A 21,411-nucleotide genomic window follows, 5' to 3' on the forward strand; every position below is an offset into this window, starting at 1 on the left:
CCCGCTGTGTATAACTCTGTGGATTATCGCCCAGAACAGCGCCGCCGGAGACACTTCGGCTGCCAGCAACGCCGGCAAGCAAGTATTTAGGAACTGATTGATGACAGTAGACGAAGCCAACCACGCCAACACTGTCGGAAGTTCCTGGCGCAGGGTGCTGAGCCTCATGGAACAGGACGACCGGGTTTCACCCCGTCAGCGCGGTTTCGTCATCCTCGCCCAAGCGCAGGGCCTTATCGGTTCAACACTTCTGGTGGCTGTTCCCAACGAACTCACCCGCGAAGTCCTCCAGACGCAGGTCAAGGACGCCCTGGACGATGCCCTCCGCAACGTCTTCTCGGACGACATTCGCTGCGCAATCGACGTGGACACCGATCTGGTGCCCGTCCACGCAGAGCCGGAACCCGCCGTCGAGCTTTCCTCAGTCTCTGACTTCGCAGAACCGAAGCCGCAGCCCACGCCGCCCAGCACCTCGCATGAGTTCGGCCGACTGAACCCGAAGTACATCTTCGATACCTTCGTGATCGGTTCATCGAACCGCTTTGCGCATGCTGCCGCAGTTGCCGTAGCTGAAGCTCCGGCAAAGGCATACAACCCGCTGTTCATCTATGGCGACTCAGGATTGGGTAAGACCCACCTGCTGCACGCAATCGGGCACTATGCCCGCCGGCTCTACAGTGGCATCCGGGTCCGCTACGTGAACTCGGAAGAGTTCACCAATGACTTCATCAACTCGATCCGCGACGACGAAGGCACCAGCTTCAAGACCACGTACCGCAACGTGGATGTGCTCCTGATCGATGACATCCAATTCCTGGCGGGCAAGGATCGAACCCAGGAAGAGTTCTTCCACACGTTCAACGCCCTGCACAATGCCAACAAGCAGGTTGTCATCACCTCCGATCAGCCGCCCAAGATGCTCGCCGGCTTCGAGGACCGCATGACGTCCCGCTTCGAGTGGGGCCTGCTGACGGACATCCAGCCGCCGGAACTCGAGACCCGTATCGCGATCCTCCGCAAGAAGGGCCTCAGCGAAGGCCTTTCTGCGCCTGACGACGCCCTGGAGTACATCGCCTCCAAGATTTCCAGCAACATCCGGGAACTTGAGGGCGCATTGATCCGCGTCACGGCCTTCGCGAGCCTCAACCGCCAGCCGGTGGATGTGGCCCTCGCTGAGATGGTTCTCAAGGACCTGATCACCGACGACGGAGCCCAAGAGATCACGGCAAAGCAGATCTTGGACCAGACAGCTGACTACTTCAAGCTCAGCATGGAAGAGCTCTGCAGCAAGTCCCGTACGCGCACCCTGGTGACTGCCCGGCAGATCGCCATGTACCTGTGCCGCGAGCTGACAGATATGTCCCTGCCGAAGATCGGCCAGGAACTCGGCGGTCGGGACCACACCACTGTGATCCACGCAGACCGCAAGATCCGCGAGCTGATGGCGGAGCGCCGTGTGATTTACAACCAGGTCACCGAGCTGACCAACCGGATCAAACAGCAGCAACGCGACTCCTGAAATCCACACCGGGCCCGCCACTACATACCTTATTAACAGGTGCATGTGGATAAGCCTGTGGATACTTAAGGGGACAAGCTCGGTTAATGGGCTTAAAACCCTTAAGGCATCTGTGGATCGTTAAAAACTGCCCAGGGAGTTGTCCCCATCCACACCCTGTTTAAAACCCAGTTAACACACAATCCGTGAACAGGGCTTAACCGCGAAACGACGCGGTGAGATCGAGTTATCCACAGTTTCCACAGCAGTTATTAACACTACGAATCCCAAAAAATTGAAATCCCTCAAATAACAATCTCGTTCTGCCACACGTCCCGACCTGAACAGAGCAGACCAACAGCCCGGCCCAAGCCGGCCTGCGACTGTCCACATACGAGGGGGCAGGCCCGACGGGGATGGGTTAATCGCAGATCTTCCGGCTAAGCTGTCAGCAGCGCTCCCATCCTTGGGTCTGTTTGTAGTTCGCTGAGTGCGGACCATGCAGGTTCCGGTGCCGGACTGCGAAGATTTAGCGGCTTCCAAGCAGGAATCCGCAGCTACTACATGGCAGCAGCAATGAAAGGCGGCACCCTTCCGTGAAGTTCAGAGTCGACCGCGACGTCCTGGCAGAAGCCGTTACGTGGACCGCGCGGTCGTTGTCTCCGCGGCCGCCCGTACCTGTGCTTTCCGGCCTCCTCCTCAAAGCCGAGGCAGGCACCGTTAGCCTCTCCAGCTTTGACTACGAGACCTCGGCGCGTTTGGAAATCCCCGCAGATATCGCTGTTGAGGGCACCATCTTGGTTTCCGGACGCCTGTTGGCAGACATCTGCCGCAGCCTTCCATCGGCGCCTGTCGAAGTGGAGACCGACGGCAGCAAGGTCACCCTGACGTGCCGTCGAAGCAGCTTCCACCTGGCCACCATGCCTGAGTCCGAGTACCCCGCACTTCCGGCCCTCCCGGCAATCAGCGGAACCTTGCCGGGCGACGCTTTCGCCCAAGCCGTGTCCCAAGTGATCATCGCGGCAAGCAAGGATGACACCCTGCCGATCCTTACCGGCGTCCGCATGGAGATCGAGGATGACCTCATCACACTCCTTGCCACGGACCGCTACCGGCTCGCCATGCGCGAGGTTCCCTGGAAACCTGTCACTCCGGGCATTTCCACCAGCGCACTGGTCAAGTCCAAGACCCTGAACGAAGTAGCCAAAACTCTCGGTGGCAGCGGCGACATCAACCTGGCACTTGCTGATGACGACAGCCGGCTCATTGGCTTCGAAAGCGGCGGACGAACCACCACATCACTCTTGGTGGATGGCGACTACCCCAAGATCCGTTCGCTCTTCCCGGATTCCACTCCGATCCACGCAACAGTCCAGACTCAGGAACTCGTCGAGGCCGTTCGCCGAGTGTCGCTCGTGGCCGAGCGAAACACTCCGGTCCGCCTTGCCTTCACCCAGGGACTGCTGAATCTCGACGCCGGTACAGGCGAGGACGCACAGGCTTCCGAGGAGTTGGAAGCCCAGCTTTCCGGCGAGGACATTACCGTTGCCTTCAACCCGCATTACCTCGTTGAGGGCTTGAGCGTGATCGAAACCAAGTACGTTCGTTTCTCTTTCACCACTGCTCCGAAGCCGGCCATGATCACAGCCCAGGCTGAAGCGGATGGCGAAGACCAGGACGATTACCGCTACCTCGTGATGCCGGTCCGCCTCCCCAACTAACTGGCAGTCGTGGCGGTTCCGGAGCCCCGGAACAATCACGAATGCAAGCCACTTGGGCCAGCCCGTACCGTCTCCCGCCACCTTCACAGAAAAGAGTTCACACTGTGCACATCGGACTGATCGGCCTCGGAAAAATGGGTTTCAACATGCGGGAACGCATGCGGAACGGCGGCATTGAGGTCACAGGTTTTGACCGCAATCCCGATGTCACGGATGTCGCGTCGGTGGATGACCTCATCGCTGCACTGCCCACTCCGCGGTTGGTGTGGGTGATGGTTCCCTCCGGCGCCATCACTGATGCGGTGGTGACGGAACTCGGCGAAAAGCTCAGCCCCGGTGACATGGTGATCGACGGCGGCAACTCGCGTTTCACGGAAGACCAAAAGCACGCTGCTGCACTTGCCGAGAAAAGCATCCGCTTCGCGGATTGCGGTGTCTCCGGCGGTGTCTGGGGCCTGCAGAACGGTTACGGCCTGATGGCAGGCGGTGCCGACGAAGACATCGAACTCGCCATGCCTGTTTTCGACGCTCTCCGCCCCGAAGGTGAACGAGCTGACAGTTTCGTCCACGTGGGCGGCGTTGGTGCGGGCCACTACGCCAAGATGGTTCACAACGGTATCGAGTACGGCCTCATGCAGGCATACGCCGAGGGCTACGAATTGCTAGCGGCAAAAGACATCGTGAAGGACCTTCCCGGGACTTTCCGTGCATGGCAAAAGGGCACGGTTGTCCGGTCCTGGCTCCTGGACCTCATGGTCAAGGCACTCGACGAAGATCCGGGTCTGGCCTCGATCGATGACTACGTTGAGGACTCCGGCGAAGGACGTTGGACCGTGGAAGAGGCAATCGCCAACGCAGTGCCCGCCCCTGCAATCACGGCTGCGCTCTTTGCCCGCTTTGCCTCCCGCGAAGATAATTCTCCGGCCATGAAAATGGTTTCCGCCCTGCGCCACCAGTTCGGCGGACACGCCACCCGTCCGGCCAACTAGGCCGCAGGAGTCCTGCAAACGGCGTGTACCTAGAACATCTTTCGCTGACGGATTTCCGAAGCTACGCACAGGTCGACCTGAAACTCGGCCCCGGTGTGACGGTCTTGGTGGGTTCAAACGGAATCGGCAAGACCAACCTGATGGAAGCCATCGGGTACCTGGCCACGCTGAGCTCCCACCGGGTCAGCACGGACGCTCCGCTGCTTCGTTTCGGTACGGAGCGCGCTTTGATCCGGGCCAAGTTGGTCCGTGGAGAGCAGTCAACGGTCATAGAGCTTGAGATCAATGCCGGCCGCGCAAACCGGGGACGCATCAACCGCAGCAACCCTGTCCGGGCACGGGACATACTGGGAATCTGCCAAACGGTGTTGTTCGCGCCCGAGGACTTGGCTCTGGTCAAGGGTGATCCTTCGAACCGACGTCGCTTCCTGGACGAACTGCTGGTGAGTCTGGTTCCGCGGCACGCCGCAACCCGCAGCGACTACGACCGCGTATTGAAGCAACGCAATGCTTTGCTGAAATCCGCACGTACCGGCAAGTTCACCGCCGGGCACGAGGCAACCCTGGATGTCTGGGACCAGCACATGGCCCGCGCCGGCGCAGAACTCCTGCATGCCCGCCTGGAACTTGTGGAGCGGTTGCGTCCCCACCTGAACAGCGCTTACGCGCAACTTACTGACGCTTCCAAGGACGCCGGCGCTATCTACCGCTCAACCATTCAGGGCGTACTTGACGACGACGGCGGTCCAACCGATCACGGAACGGAACCTTCGCCGTCGGTTGACGACCTCCGGCTGCTGTCCGTTGACGAACTCACTGAGCGCTACGTTCAGGCCTTCGCAGCATCGCGGAAAAAGGAACTGGAACGCGGTATCTCCTTGGTAGGTCCGCACCGCGACGAACTGGAACTCGTTCTGGGGCAGGCCCCGGCCAAGGGGTACGCGTCACACGGTGAAACGTGGTCAATGTGCCTGTCCTTGCGCTTGGCTTCCTACTATGTGATGTTGGATGACGCCCGCACCGGTGGCACCGCCCCGATCCTGATCCTGGACGACGTTTTCGCCGAACTGGATGTCCATCGTCGGCGTAAACTGGCTGCTATAGTCGCCGGTGCCGAGCAAGTGCTGGTGACTGCCGCCGTCGATGCCGATATCCCCGAGGAGCTGGCCGGACGGCGCGTAACCGTTGTTCCGGGAGGCATCGATGGCGAAGGATAGCCGCGACGGACTACAACCCGGCCGCGAGCCGGATGAGATCGATGCTGCCCAGGCGGCTCTGAACCGCATGCGCGAGGCCGCAGCGGCCCGTGGGGAAGTTCGGCAGCGCGCGCCCAGGCCCGGATCTGCTCCAAAACGCCAAGGGCTTCGGGATACCAGGGGTTTCGCCCAATTCCACGGCAGCGGCCGGGATCCCTTGGGGCTTGGAAAAGTGGTTGGCCGCTTGGTCGCCGAGCGCGGTTGGACGTCCCCCGTGGCCGTCGGTTCGGTTATGGCGGAATGGGAAACTCTGGTGGGACCGGACATCTCCTCCCACTGCACTCCGGAGAGTTTCACTGACACCACGCTGCATGTCCGCTGCGACTCCACGGCTTGGGCCACTCAGCTTCGGCTGTTGAGCACGAGTCTTCTGGAGATGTTTCGCAATGAACTGGGCGAAGGAGTGGTCACCAGCATTCACGTGTTGGGGCCCTCGGCTCCAAGTTGGCGAAAAGGTGGACGCAGCGTTAACGGTCGTGGACCCAGGGACACTTACGGCTAAACGGCGTGCAGGGCGTTTCAACGCCCCCGAGTCGTATAGGCCCCCGTCGGGACCTCCAAAGGGCCATTCCAGATAGGGCCAGCGGTCTCCCATGGGCATATTCAGCTGTCGGCTGCCCCCGTATTTGCAAGGATTCGAGCGTTTCCACGATAGAATTGGCGTAGATCACTGAGCGCCGGTGAAACGTCGTCTGGACCTGAATCCACTCTTGTGGCATCGGGGACCCCTGTCGTCGTAGTAATCGGCGCAATCAGTCACGTGCCCGTTGGCCGCTGCGGTTCGCCGTGGGCAGCTCCGGGAACGGCCGACATCGAGTACAGAGGAGTCGAAAGCGCCTGTGGCTAACGACAATGCAGAGACCTTGGCAGTAGAGCCCGAAGAGGAGACTGTTCCCAAGCCTGACACGCCCGCGGAGGCGCCCAGGGAGTACGGTGCCAGCGACATCACCGTGCTGGAGGGCCTCGAAGCCGTGCGCAAACGCCCCGGCATGTACATCGGCTCAACCGGTCCCCGCGGCTTGCACCACCTGGTCTACGAAGTGGTGGACAACTCTGTTGACGAGGCTTTGGCCGGCTACTGCAGCCACATTGAAGTTACGCTCCGTGCTGATGGCGGCGTCCGCGTTGTGGACGACGGCCGCGGTATCCCCGTGGACATTCACCCAACCGAAGGCAAGCCCACGGTTGAAGTGGTCATGACCATCCTGCACGCCGGCGGTAAGTTCGGCGGCGGCGGTTACGCCGTATCCGGTGGCCTCCACGGCGTGGGTATCTCGGTAGTTAACGCCTTGTCCCGCCGGGTGGACACCGAAGTTCGTCGGCAGGGCCACGTTTGGCGGATGACCTTCGCCGACGGCGGCAAGCCGCAAGGTGAACTCGTCAAAGGCGAGGCCACCGACGTTACCGGGACGTCCCAAACGTTCTACCCTGACGGCACCATCTTTGAGTCCACGGAGTTCGACTTCGAGACGCTCCGTGCACGTTTCCAGCAGATGGCCTTCCTCAACAAGGGCCTCCGGATCACGCTGACGGATGAGCGGCCGGTAAACCGCGACGGCGACGACGACCTCGACCTGGACGCTGTGGCAACCGAGGGCGAAGTAGCCGCCGAGCACCGCACTGTGGTGTACCAGTACCCGGACGGCTTGCTGGACTACGTCAAGCACCTGAACTCGAGCAAGAAGGTTGAAATCGTCCACGAGGACGTCATCGCTTTCGAAACCGAGGACACTGAGCGGCATATCGCCGTCGAGGTTGCCATGCAGTGGACCACCGCTTACTCGGAAAGCGTCCACACGTACGCAAACACAATCAACACCCATGAGGGTGGAACGCACGAAGAAGGCTTCCGCGCCGCGATGACCTCTCTCATCAACCGCTACGCGCGGGAGAAGAGCATCATCAAGGAGAAGGAAGACAACCTCACCGGCGATGACATCCGCGAAGGTTTGACGGCCGTCATCTCTGTGAAGCTTTCCGAGCCGCAGTTCGAAGGCCAGACCAAGACCAAGCTGGGTAATTCCGAGGTCAAGGGCTTCGTCCAGCGCGTTGTTACGGACCAGCTGGGTGACTGGCTGGAACGGAATCCCGGCCCCGCCCGCGATGTTATCCGCAAGGCCATTTCCGCTGCCCAAGCACGCATGGCCGCGCGCAAGGCCCGCGATAATGCCCGCCGGAAGAGCCCGCTGGAGTCCTTCGGCATGCCTGGCAAGCTCTCCGACTGCTCCTCGAAGGATCCCTCGCGCTGCGAGGTCTACCTCGTGGAGGGTGACTCCGCAGGCGGCTCAGCCAAGCGTGGCCGTAACCCGGAGACCCAGGCCATCCTGCCCCTCCGCGGCAAGATCCTGAATGTTGAGCGTGCCCGCCTGGACAAGGCCCTGGGCAACGCCGAAGTCCAGTCCATGATCACCGCCTTCGGTACGGGTATCGGTGAGGACTTCGACATCGCCAAGCTCCGCTACCACAAGATCGTCCTGATGGCAGATGCTGACGTCGATGGTCAGCACATCACCACCCTGTTGATGACGCTCTTGTTCCGCTACATGCGTCCGCTCATCGAGAACGGTTATGTGTACCTAGCTCAGCCGCCGCTGTACAGGATCAAGTGGTCCAACGCGGCCCACGACTACGTCTACAGCGACCGCGAACGCGATGAAACCATCCGTAAGGGTGCCGCTATGAACAAGCGCCTGCCCAAGGACAACGGAATCCAGCGCTACAAGGGCCTCGGCGAGATGGATTACACCGAGTTGTGGGATACCACCATGGACCCGGATCGTCGCACGTTGTTGCAGGTCACCATGGATGACGCACTGGCCGCCGATCAAACCTTCTCCGTCCTGATGGGCGAGGACGTCGAATCGCGCCGAAACTTCATCCAGCAGAACGCCAAGGACGTCAGGTTCCTCGATATCTAGGGCCCACACGGGCATCTGAATATTCCAGAACTGACATATACCTGAAACGGAAATCTTAGATTATGAGTGACGAAACTCCCGAAGTCCCGGAACCGAACGACGTCGAGGATGTTGTTCTCGAAGGTGATGTGCTGACAGACCGCGTGGAGCAGGTGGACCTGCAGACGGAAATGCAGCGCTCCTACCTGGACTACGCCATGGCCGTGATCGTCGGCCGCGCCCTCCCGGACGTCCGCGACGGTCTCAAGCCGGTGCACCGCCGCGTTCTGTACGCAATGTTCGACGGCGGATACCGCCCCGACCGCTCGTTCAACAAGTGCGCCCGCGTTGTGGGCGACGTCATGGGCACCTACCACCCTCACGGCGACATGGCGATCTACGACGCTTTGGTCCGCTTGATCCAGGACTGGACCATGCGCTACCCGCTGGCACTGGGCCAGGGCAACTTCGGTTCGCCCGGTAACGACGGCGCGGCCGCACCCCGTTACACCGAAACCAAGATGGCCCAGCTTGCCATGGAAATGGTCCGCGACATCGACGAGGAAACCGTCGACTTCCAGGACAACTACGACGGCAAGAACCAGGAACCAACCATCCTTCCGGCGCGTTTCCCCAACCTGCTGGTCAACGGCTCCTCAGGTATCGCCGTCGGCATGGCCACCAACATTCCGCCGCACAACCTTCGCGAAGTCGCAGAAGGCGTGCAGTGGGCGCTTGATAACCCCACAGCCACGCGCGAAGAACTCCTCGAAGCACTGCTGCTGCGCATCAAGGGACCCGATTTCCCTACGGGTGCCACCATCCTTGGCCACAAGGGCATTGAAGATGCTTATCGCACCGGCCGTGGCTCCATCACCATGCGTGCCGTGGTTAATGTTGAGGAACTCCAGGGACGTACGTGCCTTGTGGTGACCGAGCTTCCCTACCAGGCCAACCCGGACAACCTGGCCATCAAGATTGCCGAACTGGTCAAGGACGGTAAGATCCAGGGCATCGCGGACCTTCGCGATGAAACGTCCGGCCGAACCGGCCAGCGCCTGGTGATCGTGCTCAAGCGCGATGCCGTGGCCAAGGTGGTCCTGAACAACCTTTACAAGCACACCCAGCTGCAGGACAACTTCTCGGCGAACATGCTGGCAATTGTGGACGGCGTACCGCGTACGTTGAGCCTTGATGCCTTCATCCGTCACTGGGTTGCGCACCAGATGGACGTCATTGCCCGGCGAACCCGCTACCGCTTGCGCAAGGCTGAGGAAGAAGCGCACATCCTGCGCGCACTCCTCAAGGCTTTGGACATGCTGGACGAGGTGATTGCGCTCATCCGCGCATCCAACACCACGGAAGCGGCTCGCGAAGGCCTTATGGAGCTTTTGGAGATCGACGAACTCCAGGCCCGTGCCATCCTGGACATGCAGCTGCGCCGACTTGCTGCCCTCGAACGCCAGAAGATCCAGGACCGTCATTCCGAGCTCGAAGCGATGATCCAGGAGTACAACGCGATCCTGGCTTCTGAGGAACGCCAGCGCCAGATCATCAGCGAGGAACTCGCGGAGATCGTTGCCAAGCACGGCGACGACCGCCGCACCCACATTCTGATGGGCTTCGACGGCGACATGTCCATGGAAGACCTGATCCCTGAAGAGGAAATGGTAGTCACCATCACCCGTGGCGGCTACGTGAAGCGGACTCGGAGTGACAACTACCGCTCGCAGCAGCGTGGCGGCAAGGGCATCAAGGGTGCGCAGCTGCGCGGTGACGACGTCGTGGAGCACTTCTTCGTGACCACCACCCACCACTGGTTGTTGTTCTTCACCAACCTTGGTCGCGTGTACCGGGCAAAGGCTTACGAACTGGCGGAAGCCGGCCGAGACGCCAAGGGCCAGCATGTTGCCAACCTGCTGGCGTTCCAGCCGGATGAGCACATCGCCCAGGTCCTTGACTTGAGGGACTACCAGCAGGCTCCGTACCTGGTGCTGGCTACCAAGAATGGCCTGGTCAAGAAGACTCGGTTGGAGGACTACGACACCAACCGCACAGCCGGCGTCATCGCCATTAACCTGCGCGATGAGGACGAACTCGTTTCGGCCCAGTTGGTCAGTGAAACCGATGACCTCCTCCTGGTTTCTCGCAAGGGCCAGTCAATCCGCTTCACGGCCACCGATGATGCTTTGCGTCCCATGGGCCGCGCCACCTCCGGTGTGACCGGTATGAAGTTCCGTGAAGACGACGAACTACTTGCCGCAGACGTGGTCCAGGACGGCTCGTTCGTCTTCATCGTGACGGAGGGCGGCTATGCCAAGCGAACCGCCGTGGACGAATACCGTCTGCAGGGTCGTGGCGGCCTGGGCATCAAGGTGGCCAAGCTCGCTGAAGACCGCGGTGACCTTGTTGGCGCCTTGATCGTGCAGGAAGAGGACGAAGTCCTGGTAGTCATGGAGGGTGGCAAGGTGGTCCGCTCGGCTGTGACCGGTGTCCCTGCCAAGGGACGCGACACCATGGGCGTCATCTTCGCCAAGCCGGACAAGAATGACCGCATTATCGAGGTTGCCCGCAACAGCGAACGCGGATTGGAAGTGGAAGAGTCAGAGGACGGACTCGACGATGACGTAACGTTGGCTGCAAACGACGGCGCCTCCGAGGCGACCGTGACGGCCGAAACGGAAAACGACGCAGACCCGGAATTCGAAACGGGCGCGGAGCTGAACGAAGACAATACCGGAGGTAACGAGTGAGTAATTCCGACTCATATCCCAAGCCGAGCACAGGTGTCCCCGGCGGACTCCGGCAGCCCGCGGGCAGCGCACAGGCAGGAACGCCTGCAAGGCCCCAGCAGCGTCCCGGAACCGGCGCACCCGGAACCGGTGCTTCCGGGAGCGGAGCAGCAGGCGCACGTCCCGCAAGCGGCACCAACTCCGCTCAACGGCCTGCTGGTGCTCCCGGACAACGCCCTGCCACGGGAGCTCAGCGTCCCGCTGGTGCCCCGGGCCAGCGCCCGGTGCAGCCCGGCCAACGTCCGGCGGGCACCGCTCCCCAGCGGCCGGCGCAGGGTGGGCCCGGACTGGTGAAGCCGGCCCCCAAGGCAAAAGTTCGCCGTGCGCGCCTCTTGGTCAGCAAGGTGGACCCGTGGTCAGTACTGAAGATGGCATTCCTGTTGTCCGTGGCGTTGGGTATCGTCACGGTGGTTGCCGCGATCGTTCTGTGGACTGTGCTGGATCTCACAGGCATCTTCGACCAGGTGGATAGCCTCCTCGGTACCTTGGCGGGTTCCGAAGGTGGCGGATTCGAACTGAAGAAGATTGCTTCGCTCGGCCAGGTGGCGTCCTTTGCCACCATCATTGCCGTAGTGAACGTGGTCCTCCTGACCGCACTGTCCATGCTGTCAGCCGTTCTGTATAACATTTCTGCAACGTTGGTTGGTGGCGTCGGCGTCACTCTGACCGACGACTAGTCAAAACCCCCGGAAATACGCCAAAAAGGGCGGAAATCCTCCGGGGAAATGCCTCGATTTGAGATCGGGCCGGGATGTGCTGTACAGTCATATCTCGGCCCGATGAGGCATCGGGGCGTATAGCTCAGGCGGTTAGAGCGCTTCGCTGATAACGAAGAGGTCCCAGGTTCAAGTCCTGGTACGCCCACGGAACCGAAAGAGGTTCAGGTAAAACTGAACCAGAATGAGGTGCTTGTGAAGAAGTTGCTGGTAGTAGTAGCAGCGGTAGTCGCAGGTGTCCTGGCCTATAAAAAGGCCCAGGAATCCGAAGCCCGGAAGGATGTCTGGAGCAAGTCAACCGACACGGTCGACTAGCCGAGGAGCCCGGTTTGAGCTGGTAAATACCAGTCCAGACATGGGGTATGATTGACGGGTTGCTTCTTATGGGGGCATGGCGCAATTGGTAGCGCACCTGCTTTGCAAGCAGGGGGTTCGGGGTTCGAGTCCCCGTGCCTCCACCATAAGAAAAGTCCCGGTCAGAAATGACCGGGACTTTTGCATTTAAGGTTGCTTTCCCAATAACTGGAGTAGGTGTTCTGATGCCTTACCTGCAGAGCATCTACGGCCGCTTGGTTGGGGAACCTCCCGCCACACTATGGTGGATCCGTGAACCTTCTCATTGCCGCGCTCGGTGTACTGGGTGTGGCCTCCTCCGGACCCCTCATTGCCGGCACGCTCGGTGCCACCTCAGTGACAGCATTGGCAATCGCGTTCTGGCGCAACGCGATCGGCGCCGTGGTGATGGCGGGCCCCGTCGTCATCCGGGAGCCGAAGGCATTCGGGAGGATCACGCGCCGTGAATTCGGCTGGTCCGCGGTAGCGGCCGTGGCACTTGCCTTCCACTTCGCGTGCTTCATCACCGCCTTGCAGCTGACGTCCGTGGCGGCCGCTACTGCCTTGGTGTGCCTGCAGTCGGGTTGGATTGCCGTCTTCCAGTTGATTCGGGGGACACGGCACCGGTGGCCGGTTCTTGTAGGCCTGGGCATTGCGTTCGGCGGCGTTGTGGCCATCACCGGGTTCGACATGGGTTCATCCCCCGAAGCGCTTCTGGGCGACCTCTTGGCCCTTGCTGGCGGTGCCTTGGCCGGGCTGTACACCCTGGCTGGGGGCAAAGCACGCCAGTCCATGGGGACGGGAACTTACACGACGCTCTGCTACGGCATGTGCGCGGCGATTGTGGCGGTGATGGCTTTGTTCAGCGGCCAGCCGCTGACAGGGTTCGACGCCGGCGGTTGGCTTGGCATTATTGCCATCACCGTTTGTGCGCAGTTGGTGGGACACACGGCGTTCAACCACTTGCTGGCCACCATGAGCCCGTTGCTGGTTTCCATGATCATCCTGCTGGAGATTCCAGGTGCTGCCATCCTGGCGGCCATTTTCCTCAATGAAACCCTGCCTGCCGGAACTTATGCGGGTTTGGCGCTGATCTTGGTGGGTCTGGCAGTCGTCGTCTCCGGTCAGCGGCGTGGGCGGCCGGTAGCAGACCGGCGCGAAGCCGAGCTGGGCGCGGACTAAGGTGCCGCCGTCGGGCGTTTACACACCGCCGCGGCGGGCGCCTTGCGCCGAGTTGGCCGTGTGGATGGCACGAAGCAACTTGGCCGGGAAGTACACCGAGAAGAACACCACCATGGGTGCCTTCAGCGCCATTTTCTTGACGTTGTGGGCCTTGTACGTTCGATCGAAACGCTGGACGTAATATCGGTAGTCCCGCGGCGAGTCCTCAAGCCGCCGGGCAGACATCCCGGACACCATCTGGGGCAGGTACTGCACTTTGAGGTCGTGCTCGAACAGGTGCAGCGAAAGATCAATGTCCTCGTGCATCTCGTCTTTGGGATCCAGGCACGTTTCATCACGGATGGTCTCCCATGCCGAGCGGCGAAGGGCCATGTTGGAGCCGAAGAGGAAATGGTACTGGTGCTTCGCTAGGCGGAGCATAAGCTGGCGCATCTTGTCGTCCGCTTTGAGTCCAAAGCGCCGCATGGGCATGTCGTAATAAACCACGGGACCCGTAGCTGCGGCGACGGACGGGTCCATGAATGCCTTTTGGACTTGCTCCACCCAGTCCGGTTCAAGGACGGAGTCAGCGTCGATGCGGCCCACCACGTCCCCTGTGGCGTTGTTCAGCCCGTGGTTGCGTGTGGGGATCAGGCCCTGGGTGGATTCCTGGCTCAAGAGGATGATGGGACTCTCGGGGTATTCCTGCTGCATCTGGCGCACGATCCTGGCCGTGCGATCCGTTGACAGGTTATCCACCACAATGATCTCTTCGGCGGGAACAGACTGGTAGATGGCCGCGATGAGGCACTGGCGAATGACGCTTTCCTCGTTATACGCCGGGATGACGATGGACACACCCGGAGGTTCCGGAGCGTCCTGGAGGGCACCCGCAAGGGGTCTATCGGCTGACATCCCCTCAAATCTAACACCCGGGGCGTTGCGTCCAATGGAGGCTAGGGTTACAAGCCGGCAAACACTGAAGGGACCACGGCTGACGCCATGATCCCTTCACATGCTTGACTTGCTGGCCCTTGATTGAGGCCGTATGTTCAGGGTTTAGCTTTGTGCACCCTTGGCGTCTGAGTCCTTGCCTTCGGTGTCCTTTTGCAGGCTGGCCGCAATGTTCTTGACGGCAGTCTTGGCGTCGGTTGCCACCTTCTCGGTGGAATCCTCCACGTTCTTGAAGGCGTCTTTGGTTGCCTGCTCGGCCTCAGCTGCGGCTTCTTCCGGCGTGATGTCCGAAGCCTTCGGCTCAGCAACTGCTGCTGTAGCCGACACAGAGGCTTCGGCCGGAGCCGGAGTTGAACTCGTTGCCGGAACCGGAGCGGGCGTCGGCGTCACCGGTGAAGGGGTCTTCCACGGATCTTCAACCGGCTTGGAGGCCTTCCAAGCAGCAACACCGGCAGCAGCGGCGGCGGCAATGACCGTGACGATCAACCAACCGCGCTTCTTGGGCTTAGGTTCCTTGACCAGCGTGGTGGAGACGGCCTTGCTGGCTTGGTCCGCAACTGCCTTGATCTGCTTGCCAGTGGTGTGGGCTTGCTCCTGGACACTGTGGACAACACCCGAATCAACCAGCTTCTGGGCTACGGCATCCACCTGTGCCGGCGCGTTCTCCAAGGCATGGTGAACGGCTACCGAAGCCTGGCCCAGCTGCTCGGAGAGCCTGGGCAGGTATTCGTCAACAACCTTGTCCCGCGCGTGGCCGAGTGCCGGAGTTGCCCTGTTGAGGGTCTCCTGGATCCTGGGTGTGGCGTCTTCAACTACGTCATGGATCTTCGGCGCGAGGTGCGCCAACCCGTCCTGAATCCGCGGCGTTACAACTGCAACGCCGTCGGCGAGGTTGTGCGCAGCGGACTTCAGCCCCTCTTGGATCTTGGGGGAAGCGCTGTCAATGCCGTGCTGGATACGCGGAACAGCCCAATTGACGGCTGCTTCCACGCGTGGCGCAGCCCAGTCGCGGGCGTTATCCACACCGGCCGTGACTGATTGTTCGAGTTCGCGGGCAATACGGTCTGATTTCTTCACAACTACCTCCCGATACACATGCTCGTTTGTTGCTAGCCTACGTCGCTTGTGGAACACCGGCTATTCATCTGTCCGAGTTCGTCCCGGATTTCACCGAGCGCGGAACCGGCTTTACAGCCGGACGGGCGTTGACCCTGCATGGAAGAATGGGCCCATGACCATCGCAACCGCAAAAGCAACGATCCACACGAGCCTCGGCGACATCAAGGTTGACCTCTTCGGCAACCACGCCCCCAAGACGGTCGCCAACTTCGTTGGCCTGGCCACGGGCGAAAAGTCCTGGAACCACCCCGAAACCGGCGAAGACAAGACCGGCACCCCGCTTTACAACGGCACCATCTTCCACCGGATCATCAAAGATTTCATGATCCAGGCAGGCGACCCCTTGGGCCGCGGCGTGGGTGGACCGGGCTACCAGTTCGATGACGAAATCCACCCGGAACTGACCTTCAACGCTCCGTACAAGCTTGCTATGGCCAACGCCGGCATCCAGATGGGCAAGGGCACCAACGGGTCACAGTTCTTCATCACCACCGTGAACACGGACTGGCTGTTCGGCAAGCACAGCATCTTCGGTGAAGTGACGGACGAAGAGTCCCGCAAGGTTGTTGACGCGATCGAGTCCGTCCGCACGGGCATGGGCGACCGCCCGGTTGAGGACGTCGTCATCAACAGCATCGACATCGAACAGCTCTAGTCGCACGCTGAACCAGAGCCCATGAGTTACGGAATTCCGTCGGCCGAGCCGTCCGCTGATATTCCGGTGTGCCCCAGGCACCCGGACAGGCCCTCCTATGTGCGGTGCCAGCGCTGCGGGCGCCCTGCGTGCCCCGAGTGCCAGCGGGCGGCCGCCGTCGGGTTCCAATGCGTTGACTGCGTCAACGAACAAAAACGTACGACGCCGACATATCGCTCACCGTATGGCGGAGCCTTGGCAGTAGGCCGGCCTTTGGTGACGTTCGTAATCATCGGTCTGTGCGCACTGGTTTATGTCCTTCAGTGGATTGTGCCCGGGGACGCAGTCTTCGAGGACTTTGCGTTCGCCAACATCTTTGCCGTCAGTGAGCCATGGCGCATGGTCACGGCGGCGTTCTTGCACTCGCAGGGCTTCCTGCTCCATATCGTCCTGAACATGTATACGCTGTGGATTTTCGGACAAGCCCTTGAGCCGTTGCTCGGGCGGATCCGATTCCTCGCTGTGTATCTGATCTCCGCAATTGGCGGATCCGTGGGCTTCCTTGCCCTGACTCCCACATTGCCCCCGGTGGGAGTGGTAGGTGCTTCCGGTGCCATCTTCGGTCTCTTCGGCGCCATGCTTGTTGTGCAGCGGCACAGGGGTGGAGAGACCAAGCAACTGTGGGTCTTGATCGCCATCAATGGCGCCATTGGCTTCTTCGTGCCCAGCATTGCATGGCAAGCCCACCTGGGCGGCCTGATTACCGGAGGCCTGGCTGCTGCCGCAATCGCCTATGCTCCGCGCGGCAAGAACCAGGCCCTGCTCCAAGCCGGCGGGTTGGTTCTGGTGGCGGGCCTGTTGGCCGTAGTCACATGGTTCCGCGTCACCGCTGGATAGCGGGCTCGTTCAAGACCGGCTGCCGCAGGATGGTCTTGAGTTTCTCGGCCGCAGTGCGGCGAGGATCGCCCAGGTAGATCTCGTGGTGCCTGCCGGTCATCGTCAGTGACTGTTCCGGAATGAACTTGGTGTGCATCTCTTCAAGGACCGGACCTTCATCGTCGTACGGCCCTACGTGAAGCGTTTGCACGCACAAACCTTCATTGAGGGGCTCCAAGCGCAGTGCTTCCAGAAGCGGGGCCTCCCCCTTCTTGGCGACGGTCTCCCGCGCCATATCCACGTGCTCCTGCGTGATCCATTCGGGGACCATGTTCATCAACGTCCAGTCCCAGCGTGATTTGTCCCTGGCGCTGGTGAAGGACTCCATATCGTCGGACCACCACAAAGCTTCAAGCGGCATCACCGTGTAGTCCTGGCCGAGCTCACCCTTGCTGAAGAACTTCAATTTATAGGCGACGGGATACAGCGTAGCCAGCGAGTCCTTGTAGGACTGCGCCGTGTTGGGGTCACCGTGACCGTCGATCATCAAGAACTGCAAAGTGGGAACGCTGACCACCGAGAACCGGCCGTGCTTGGCACTGTAGCTGGAGATCTGCTTCTTGAAGTCGCTCTTCATGACACCACCGTACTCTCAGGGCTTATCCACAGACTTTATCCACAGTGTGCGTAACTTACATGCGTGTAGTTAGCCTCCGAAACCGTCCGTACGCTCGTCAGGACGGTAGATATCCCCCGAAAGGCATGCGTTTCTCCACATCTGTGGATAACTTTGTCCCCGTCGAGAGAGAATATGTGGACAAACGGCCCATATTGTTGGCGGCTGTGGACAACCCTGTTAATACGGCTGTGGGCAGCCATATATCAACAGGCTTATCAACAGTGTTAATAACTTACACTCGTGTAGTTCAACCCGTCGGAAGGGCTGTAAAGCCCGGCAAAGCAGTGATCTGGATCTGGAAACCCACACGTTTTCCCCAGTTGTGGATAACTTGTGGGTATGGGGTTGTTGTTAAGTGGGTAAGTCCTCAGCCGCTCCCGGTAACGCGGACGAGCCTTTGGGCCGGAAGGTAGGGCCCGAGTCTTCCCTTGGCAAATCGGACAATCCCGAGAAGCTGAACTTTAAGTGAAGCTTGGGGCACTATCCACAGCGCGGTGCACAGTGGGTAAAAGTCTGTCGGGTCCGGCTCCAGGTCTGCGATCGCCGGGTTGGTGCTGTTTTTCCCCACAACTACGTGGATGTCCACAGAAGTTATCCACGCCTGTGGATAAAGTTACACACTTCTGTGGACAAGCGCTGTGGACCAACGGAAGCGATTCGGCGTCGGCGAAGACGGCAAACTTACGTCCAAACTCCCGAGGCACCCCGACGGTGACTATCCATCAGATGGGTGTCGATGATGCCCACGGCTTCCATGAGGGCATACATGGTGGTTGGGCCCACGAAAGCGAAACCCTTCTTTCTGAGGGCCTTGGACAACGCGATCGACTCCGGGGACGTCGTAGGGATGTCGGCCATGGTGCTGGGCGTCGGCGTGTTTTCGGGTTGGAACGACCAAACGAAGTCCACCAGGCCGCCTTCGTCGCGCAAGGCAATGGTGGCCTTGGCATTGGTGATGGCTGCCTTGATCTTTAGTCTGTTGCGCACAATTCCGGCGTCAAGCATGAGCCGCTCCACGTCGGCTTCGGTGAAGGCAGCGACACTCTCCGGATGGAAGTCCAGGAAGGCCTTCCTGAAAGCATCCCGTTTCCGAAGAATGGTGGCCCAAGACAGGCCGGCTTGGAACGCTTCGAGGCTGATGCGCTCGTACATGCCCTGCTCATCGCGGACAGGCATTCCCCACTCGTGATCGTAGTAGGCCTGCATGAGGGTGTCAGAGGCAGCCCACAGCGGACGTGCCAAGCCATCCTCGCCGAGGACGGTGCCGTTATCCGGGGTCATGCATGCTCCTCTGCAGCCGGGCCGCTCCCGTGGCCGACCAGTAATTCAGCTTCCGGGGATATTCTGCCCGGTGCCTCTGACATTCTTGGGGTGGGACTCCGGAATCACGACAACCCCGTCACCCGCATGGTGATGTTGATACGACCTTCTGAGAGGCCGCACCCATCCGGTGCCGTTCCCGGGAGGACTTTGGGGATGCCGTGATAAGAGAACCGTGCAGGTCCTCCAAAGACGAAGAGGTCTCCGGAACGAAGTTCAACGTCAGTGTAGGGCTTGGTCCGTGTCTTCGTATTTCCAAACCGAAAGACGCACGTCTCTCCTATGCTGAGCGAAACCACAGGTGCGCTGGAGCGCTCGTCCTTGTCTTGATGCATTCCCATGGCAGCGCCGTCATTGTAGAAGTTCACCAGGGCAGCGTCGGGTGTGTACTGGTTGGCAAGCCCACTCAGCGAGCTCGTTACCTCATCGAGTTCAACGCCTTCATCGCCTGGCGAGTAGGCCGCTTCCAGTGCTTTACGGCCCAATCGCACCATCCAGTCCGGGAAGTCGAGCACGGGACGACCATTGACGTCCGTGGCTTCCCTTGTGTACCGGTAAGGCTGCCAGTGCCAACCAAGGCAAACGGTTCGAACCGACATCTGGTGTCCGCCCGGAAGGGTGGCGGCACGCAGGGGAACCGGCCCCTGGGTCCATTCGCCAAAGCGCGCCACGATCCATCGTTGCTGCTCAAGGGTGAGCCAACCAGGAACGTGGACGGCACCGGGCGCAATCAGGCGGGGACCGGCGTCGTGCCCTTCCGGCTGGAGAAGTTCCAACGGAAACAGGGCGTCGTCACTCATGCCGCCGCCTCAAGGCGGAGCAATGCGCGTTTGGCCTCGCTTCCGCCAAGATAGCCGCCGAAACTGCCGTCGGACTTCACTACCCGGTGGCACGGCACAATGAGGGGCAAAGGGTTGGTGGCGCAGGCGGTTCCCACGGCGCGTACCGCGTTGGGGCTGCCGGCTGCCTGGGCCACCTGGGCATAGCTGGCTGTGTTGCCATACGGGATCCGAGGCAGATGACGCAGAACGTTAAGACGGAAACCGCGGGACAAACGGAAGTCCAGCGTGAGGTCAAACTCCTTCCGGGCGCCTGTGAAGTACTCGTCGAGTTCCCGCGCGGCGTCGTCCAACCGGGCCGGTGCCTCAAGGATCCGTGGACTTACGGTATTAGCCAGGAGCTGCAGGACGGACTGGTGGTCTTCCACCTCGAATGCCACGCGGATAATTCCCCGATCCGTGGCAGCCAAGAGGAGTTTCCCTAACGGGGAGTCCACAATCCTGTACGCGATGTCCAAAATGTGGGTGAGCTGAGCGTCGCTCTCCAACCGGGCATGGAGGCTGGCCATGGCCAGTTCGAGTCCTGCGTCCAACGGTTTCAGAAGCGAAACGACCTCGGCGTGATCGGGGCTGAGTTCAAGTGTCATCAGATATCACCTTTCGAGGATGTATGAGCCAGCGACGGGTGGATGGCCAGAGCGGAGCGGAGCGACTTCACGCCGTCAGCGCCGGCGCGACGGGCGGCCTCGGCGGTGCCCCCCAACAGGGCGGCAATATCGCCATAGGGAAGACCCGCAAGATAGTGGTAGGCAACGGCCTGGCGCTGCTTGGGCGGGAGGCTTGTGACTGCGTCGAGCAGTTCCTCGTGCCCGTCACCAGGAATGCCCAGGCTGGAGGGTTGTTCCGGTGGATTGTCTACCGGCATGGCGCGGCGGGTTCCGGCCCTCACATGGTCGATGCACTTGCGGTGGGCGATGGTGACCAGCCAGGCCTCAACATTCGCCTCTGCCGGGAGAGCCGGATACGCCTGCAGCGCGGCCAGGAACGTATCTGACCATGCATCATCGGCGTCGTGCACGCCGAGAATCGCACGACACACCCGAAGCACTGTGGCGCCCTGCTCGCGCACCACCGCTTCGAACGGCTTCTTATTAACCATTTGCCTGGGCTTCATCAAAAAAGCTTGCCCTCCCGCACTTCAGCCGGCTCTTCCAATTCCAAGAGGAAACGCTTGTTTCGAAGACCACCCGCGTACCCGGTGAGTTGACCGTTGCGCCCAACCACTCGATGGCAGGGAATAATGATGCTGATGGGGTTGCGTCCCACCGCGGAGCCAACGGCCTGGGCAAGATGGGGATCCCCGAATTCAGCAGCCAACTGCCCGTAGCTGACGGTTTCACCGAAAGGAATATGTTGAAGCCGCTCCCAGACCTTCTCCTGGAACGGGTTTCCCAAAGCTTGGAAGGGGACATCGAAAACTGTCCGGTGGCCATCCAAATACTCGGCTAGTTCGGTCCGGGTACGCGCGAAGACCGGGTCCTCGATTCCGGCTGGGTCTCCGAAATAGTCGGGCGGAGGCATATGCCAGTGTCCCTCGTAGAAAATGCCCGTCAAAACTTCCCCGCGGGCAGTCAGCGTCAGCTGCCCCAGTGGGGAATCCAAGGTGGTGTGCCGGCTGCTCATATCT

General features: G+C 60.7%; 20 protein-coding genes and 2 tRNA genes. 14 read left to right on the forward strand and 8 right to left on the reverse strand.

Annotated elements, in window-relative coordinates; genetic code table 11:
• Positions 1-100 precede the first annotated feature (100 nt).
• The 12 genes from dnaA to ARUE_RS00055 all read left to right on the forward strand — a co-directional run bounded on the left by dnaA (position 101) and on the right by ARUE_RS00055 (position 13,384).
• Positions 101-1,519, forward strand: coding sequence for a chromosomal replication initiator protein DnaA (gene dnaA / locus ARUE_RS00005; RefSeq protein ID WP_011772782.1), 1,419 nt, complete (start codon positions 101-103; stop codon positions 1,517-1,519).
• 575 nt (positions 1,520-2,094) lie between these two features.
• Positions 2,095-3,219 carry a DNA polymerase III subunit beta gene (gene dnaN / locus ARUE_RS00010; RefSeq protein WP_011772783.1) on the forward strand — a complete coding sequence of 375 codons (1,125 nt, stop codon included), beginning with the start codon at positions 2,095-2,097 and terminating at the stop codon, positions 3,217-3,219.
• 41 nt (positions 3,220-3,260) lie between these two features.
• On the forward strand, positions 3,261-4,208 hold the full coding sequence (gene gnd, locus ARUE_RS00015; RefSeq protein WP_014920277.1) for a phosphogluconate dehydrogenase (NAD(+)-dependent, decarboxylating): 948 nt from the start codon (positions 3,261-3,263) through the stop codon (positions 4,206-4,208).
• Between the two features lie 23 nt (positions 4,209-4,231).
• Complete coding sequence (gene recF, locus ARUE_RS00020) at positions 4,232-5,425, forward strand: DNA replication/repair protein RecF (protein ID WP_014920278.1); 1,194 nt, start codon at positions 4,232-4,234, stop codon at positions 5,423-5,425.
• Positions 5,412-5,966, forward strand: coding sequence for a DciA family protein (locus ARUE_RS00025; protein WP_011772786.1), 555 nt, complete (start codon positions 5,412-5,414; stop codon positions 5,964-5,966). Before recF ends, ARUE_RS00025 begins: the two co-directional genes overlap by 14 nt.
• A gap of 337 nt (positions 5,967-6,303) precedes the next feature.
• Entirely contained in the window at positions 6,304-8,382 is a 2,079-nt protein-coding gene (gene gyrB, locus ARUE_RS00030) for a DNA topoisomerase (ATP-hydrolyzing) subunit B (RefSeq protein ID WP_011772787.1), read from the forward strand.
• Between the two features lie 62 nt (positions 8,383-8,444).
• Complete coding sequence (gene gyrA, locus ARUE_RS00035; protein ID WP_011772788.1) at positions 8,445-11,114, forward strand: DNA gyrase subunit A; 2,670 nt, start codon at positions 8,445-8,447, stop codon at positions 11,112-11,114.
• Positions 11,111-11,830, forward strand: coding sequence for a DUF3566 domain-containing protein (locus tag ARUE_RS00040; protein ID WP_014920279.1), 720 nt, complete (start codon positions 11,111-11,113; stop codon positions 11,828-11,830). Before gyrA ends, ARUE_RS00040 begins: the two co-directional genes overlap by 4 nt.
• A 113-nt stretch (positions 11,831-11,943) precedes the next feature.
• Positions 11,944-12,017, forward strand: a tRNA-Ile gene (locus tag ARUE_RS00045).
• Between the two features lie 47 nt (positions 12,018-12,064).
• Positions 12,065-12,184 (forward strand): DLW-39 family protein, encoded by a 120-nt coding sequence (locus ARUE_RS24560; RefSeq protein ID WP_210065230.1) that lies wholly within the window; start codon positions 12,065-12,067, stop codon positions 12,182-12,184.
• 70 nt (positions 12,185-12,254) lie between these two features.
• Positions 12,255-12,330, forward strand: a tRNA-Ala gene (locus ARUE_RS00050).
• A gap of 145 nt (positions 12,331-12,475) precedes the next feature.
• On the forward strand, positions 12,476-13,384 hold the full coding sequence (locus ARUE_RS00055) for a DMT family transporter (protein WP_014920280.1): 909 nt from the start codon (positions 12,476-12,478) through the stop codon (positions 13,382-13,384).
• An 18-nt stretch (positions 13,385-13,402) separates the two neighbouring features.
• Here ARUE_RS00055 and ARUE_RS00060 read toward each other — a convergent pair whose 3' ends face one another.
• Positions 13,403-14,278, reverse strand: coding sequence for a glycosyltransferase family 2 protein (locus ARUE_RS00060; RefSeq protein WP_014920281.1), 876 nt, complete (start codon positions 14,276-14,278; stop codon positions 13,403-13,405).
• A gap of 144 nt (positions 14,279-14,422) precedes the next feature.
• Entirely contained in the window at positions 14,423-15,394 is a 972-nt protein-coding gene (locus ARUE_RS00065) for a hypothetical protein (RefSeq protein ID WP_014920282.1), read from the reverse strand.
• A 154-nt stretch (positions 15,395-15,548) separates the two neighbouring features.
• Between ARUE_RS00065 and ARUE_RS00070 the strand changes: the two genes are divergently transcribed.
• Both ARUE_RS00070 and ARUE_RS00075 read left to right on the forward strand, forming a co-directional pair.
• The gene (locus ARUE_RS00070; RefSeq protein ID WP_011772794.1) at positions 15,549-16,091 is read left to right on the forward strand and encodes a peptidylprolyl isomerase; all 543 of its coding nucleotides are present in this window, start codon (positions 15,549-15,551) and stop codon (positions 16,089-16,091) included.
• A gap of 21 nt (positions 16,092-16,112) precedes the next feature.
• Positions 16,113-16,967, forward strand: a complete 855-nt coding sequence (locus ARUE_RS00075; RefSeq protein ID WP_011772795.1) for a rhomboid family intramembrane serine protease — start codon at positions 16,113-16,115, stop codon at positions 16,965-16,967.
• On the opposite strand, the gene ARUE_RS00080 is transcribed toward ARUE_RS00075, so the two are convergent.
• The 6 genes from ARUE_RS00080 to ARUE_RS00110 form a co-directional block, all read right to left on the reverse strand.
• Positions 16,954-17,583, reverse strand: coding sequence for a GyrI-like domain-containing protein (locus ARUE_RS00080; protein ID WP_014920283.1), 630 nt, complete (start codon positions 17,581-17,583; stop codon positions 16,954-16,956). The genes ARUE_RS00075 and ARUE_RS00080 overlap by 14 nt on opposite strands.
• Positions 17,584-18,306: 723 nt before the next feature.
• The gene (locus ARUE_RS00090; protein WP_014920285.1) at positions 18,307-18,906 is read right to left on the reverse strand and encodes a DNA-3-methyladenine glycosylase I; all 600 of its coding nucleotides are present in this window, start codon (positions 18,904-18,906) and stop codon (positions 18,307-18,309) included.
• 104 nt (positions 18,907-19,010) lie between these two features.
• Positions 19,011-19,745 carry an alpha-ketoglutarate-dependent dioxygenase AlkB family protein gene (locus ARUE_RS00095; RefSeq protein WP_014920286.1) on the reverse strand — a complete coding sequence of 245 codons (735 nt, stop codon included), beginning with the start codon at positions 19,743-19,745 and terminating at the stop codon, positions 19,011-19,013.
• Positions 19,742-20,371 (reverse strand): methylated-DNA--[protein]-cysteine S-methyltransferase, encoded by a 630-nt coding sequence (locus ARUE_RS00100; RefSeq protein ID WP_014920287.1) that lies wholly within the window; start codon positions 20,369-20,371, stop codon positions 19,742-19,744. Before ARUE_RS00100 ends, ARUE_RS00095 begins: the two co-directional genes overlap by 4 nt.
• Positions 20,371-20,898, reverse strand: coding sequence for an RNA polymerase sigma factor (locus tag ARUE_RS00105; RefSeq protein ID WP_014920288.1), 528 nt, complete (start codon positions 20,896-20,898; stop codon positions 20,371-20,373). Before ARUE_RS00105 ends, ARUE_RS00100 begins: the two co-directional genes overlap by 1 nt.
• Complete coding sequence (locus ARUE_RS00110; protein WP_014920289.1) at positions 20,898-21,407, reverse strand: methylated-DNA--[protein]-cysteine S-methyltransferase; 510 nt, start codon at positions 21,405-21,407, stop codon at positions 20,898-20,900. Before ARUE_RS00110 ends, ARUE_RS00105 begins: the two co-directional genes overlap by 1 nt.
• Between the last annotated feature and the right edge of the window lie 4 nt (positions 21,408-21,411).

Source organism: Arthrobacter sp. Rue61a (assembly GCF_000294695.2).
GTDB classification, from domain to species: domain Bacteria; phylum Actinomycetota; class Actinomycetes; order Actinomycetales; family Micrococcaceae; genus Arthrobacter; species Arthrobacter aurescens_A.

Excerpts from the sequence above, each read along its gene's own strand:
- dnaA (WP_011772782.1), top strand. The coding sequence starts at position 101 with ATGACAGTAGACGAAGCCAACCACGCCAACACTGTCGGAAGTTCCTGG.
- gnd (WP_014920277.1), top strand. The coding sequence starts at position 3,261 with ATGCAAGCCACTTGGGCCAGCCCGTACCGTCTCCCGCCACCTTCACAG.
- ARUE_RS00025 (WP_011772786.1), top strand. The coding sequence starts at position 5,412 with ATGGCGAAGGATAGCCGCGACGGACTACAACCCGGCCGCGAGCCGGAT.
- gyrA (WP_011772788.1), top strand. The coding sequence starts at position 8,445 with ATGAGTGACGAAACTCCCGAAGTCCCGGAACCGAACGACGTCGAGGAT.
- ARUE_RS00060 (WP_014920281.1), bottom strand. The coding sequence starts at position 14,278 with ATGTCAGCCGATAGACCCCTTGCGGGTGCCCTCCAGGACGCTCCGGAA.
- ARUE_RS00070 (WP_011772794.1), top strand. The coding sequence starts at position 15,549 with ATGACCATCGCAACCGCAAAAGCAACGATCCACACGAGCCTCGGCGAC.
- ARUE_RS00075 (WP_011772795.1), top strand. The coding sequence starts at position 16,113 with ATGAGTTACGGAATTCCGTCGGCCGAGCCGTCCGCTGATATTCCGGTG.
- ARUE_RS00080 (WP_014920283.1), bottom strand. The coding sequence starts at position 17,583 with ATGAAGAGCGACTTCAAGAAGCAGATCTCCAGCTACAGTGCCAAGCAC.
- ARUE_RS00090 (WP_014920285.1), bottom strand. The coding sequence starts at position 18,906 with ATGACCCCGGATAACGGCACCGTCCTCGGCGAGGATGGCTTGGCACGT.
- ARUE_RS00095 (WP_014920286.1), bottom strand. The coding sequence starts at position 19,745 with ATGAGTGACGACGCCCTGTTTCCGTTGGAACTTCTCCAGCCGGAAGGG.
- ARUE_RS00100 (WP_014920287.1), bottom strand. The coding sequence starts at position 20,371 with ATGACACTTGAACTCAGCCCCGATCACGCCGAGGTCGTTTCGCTTCTG.
- ARUE_RS00105 (WP_014920288.1), bottom strand. The coding sequence starts at position 20,898 with ATGAAGCCCAGGCAAATGGTTAATAAGAAGCCGTTCGAAGCGGTGGTG.
- ARUE_RS00110 (WP_014920289.1), bottom strand. The coding sequence starts at position 21,407 with ATGAGCAGCCGGCACACCACCTTGGATTCCCCACTGGGGCAGCTGACG.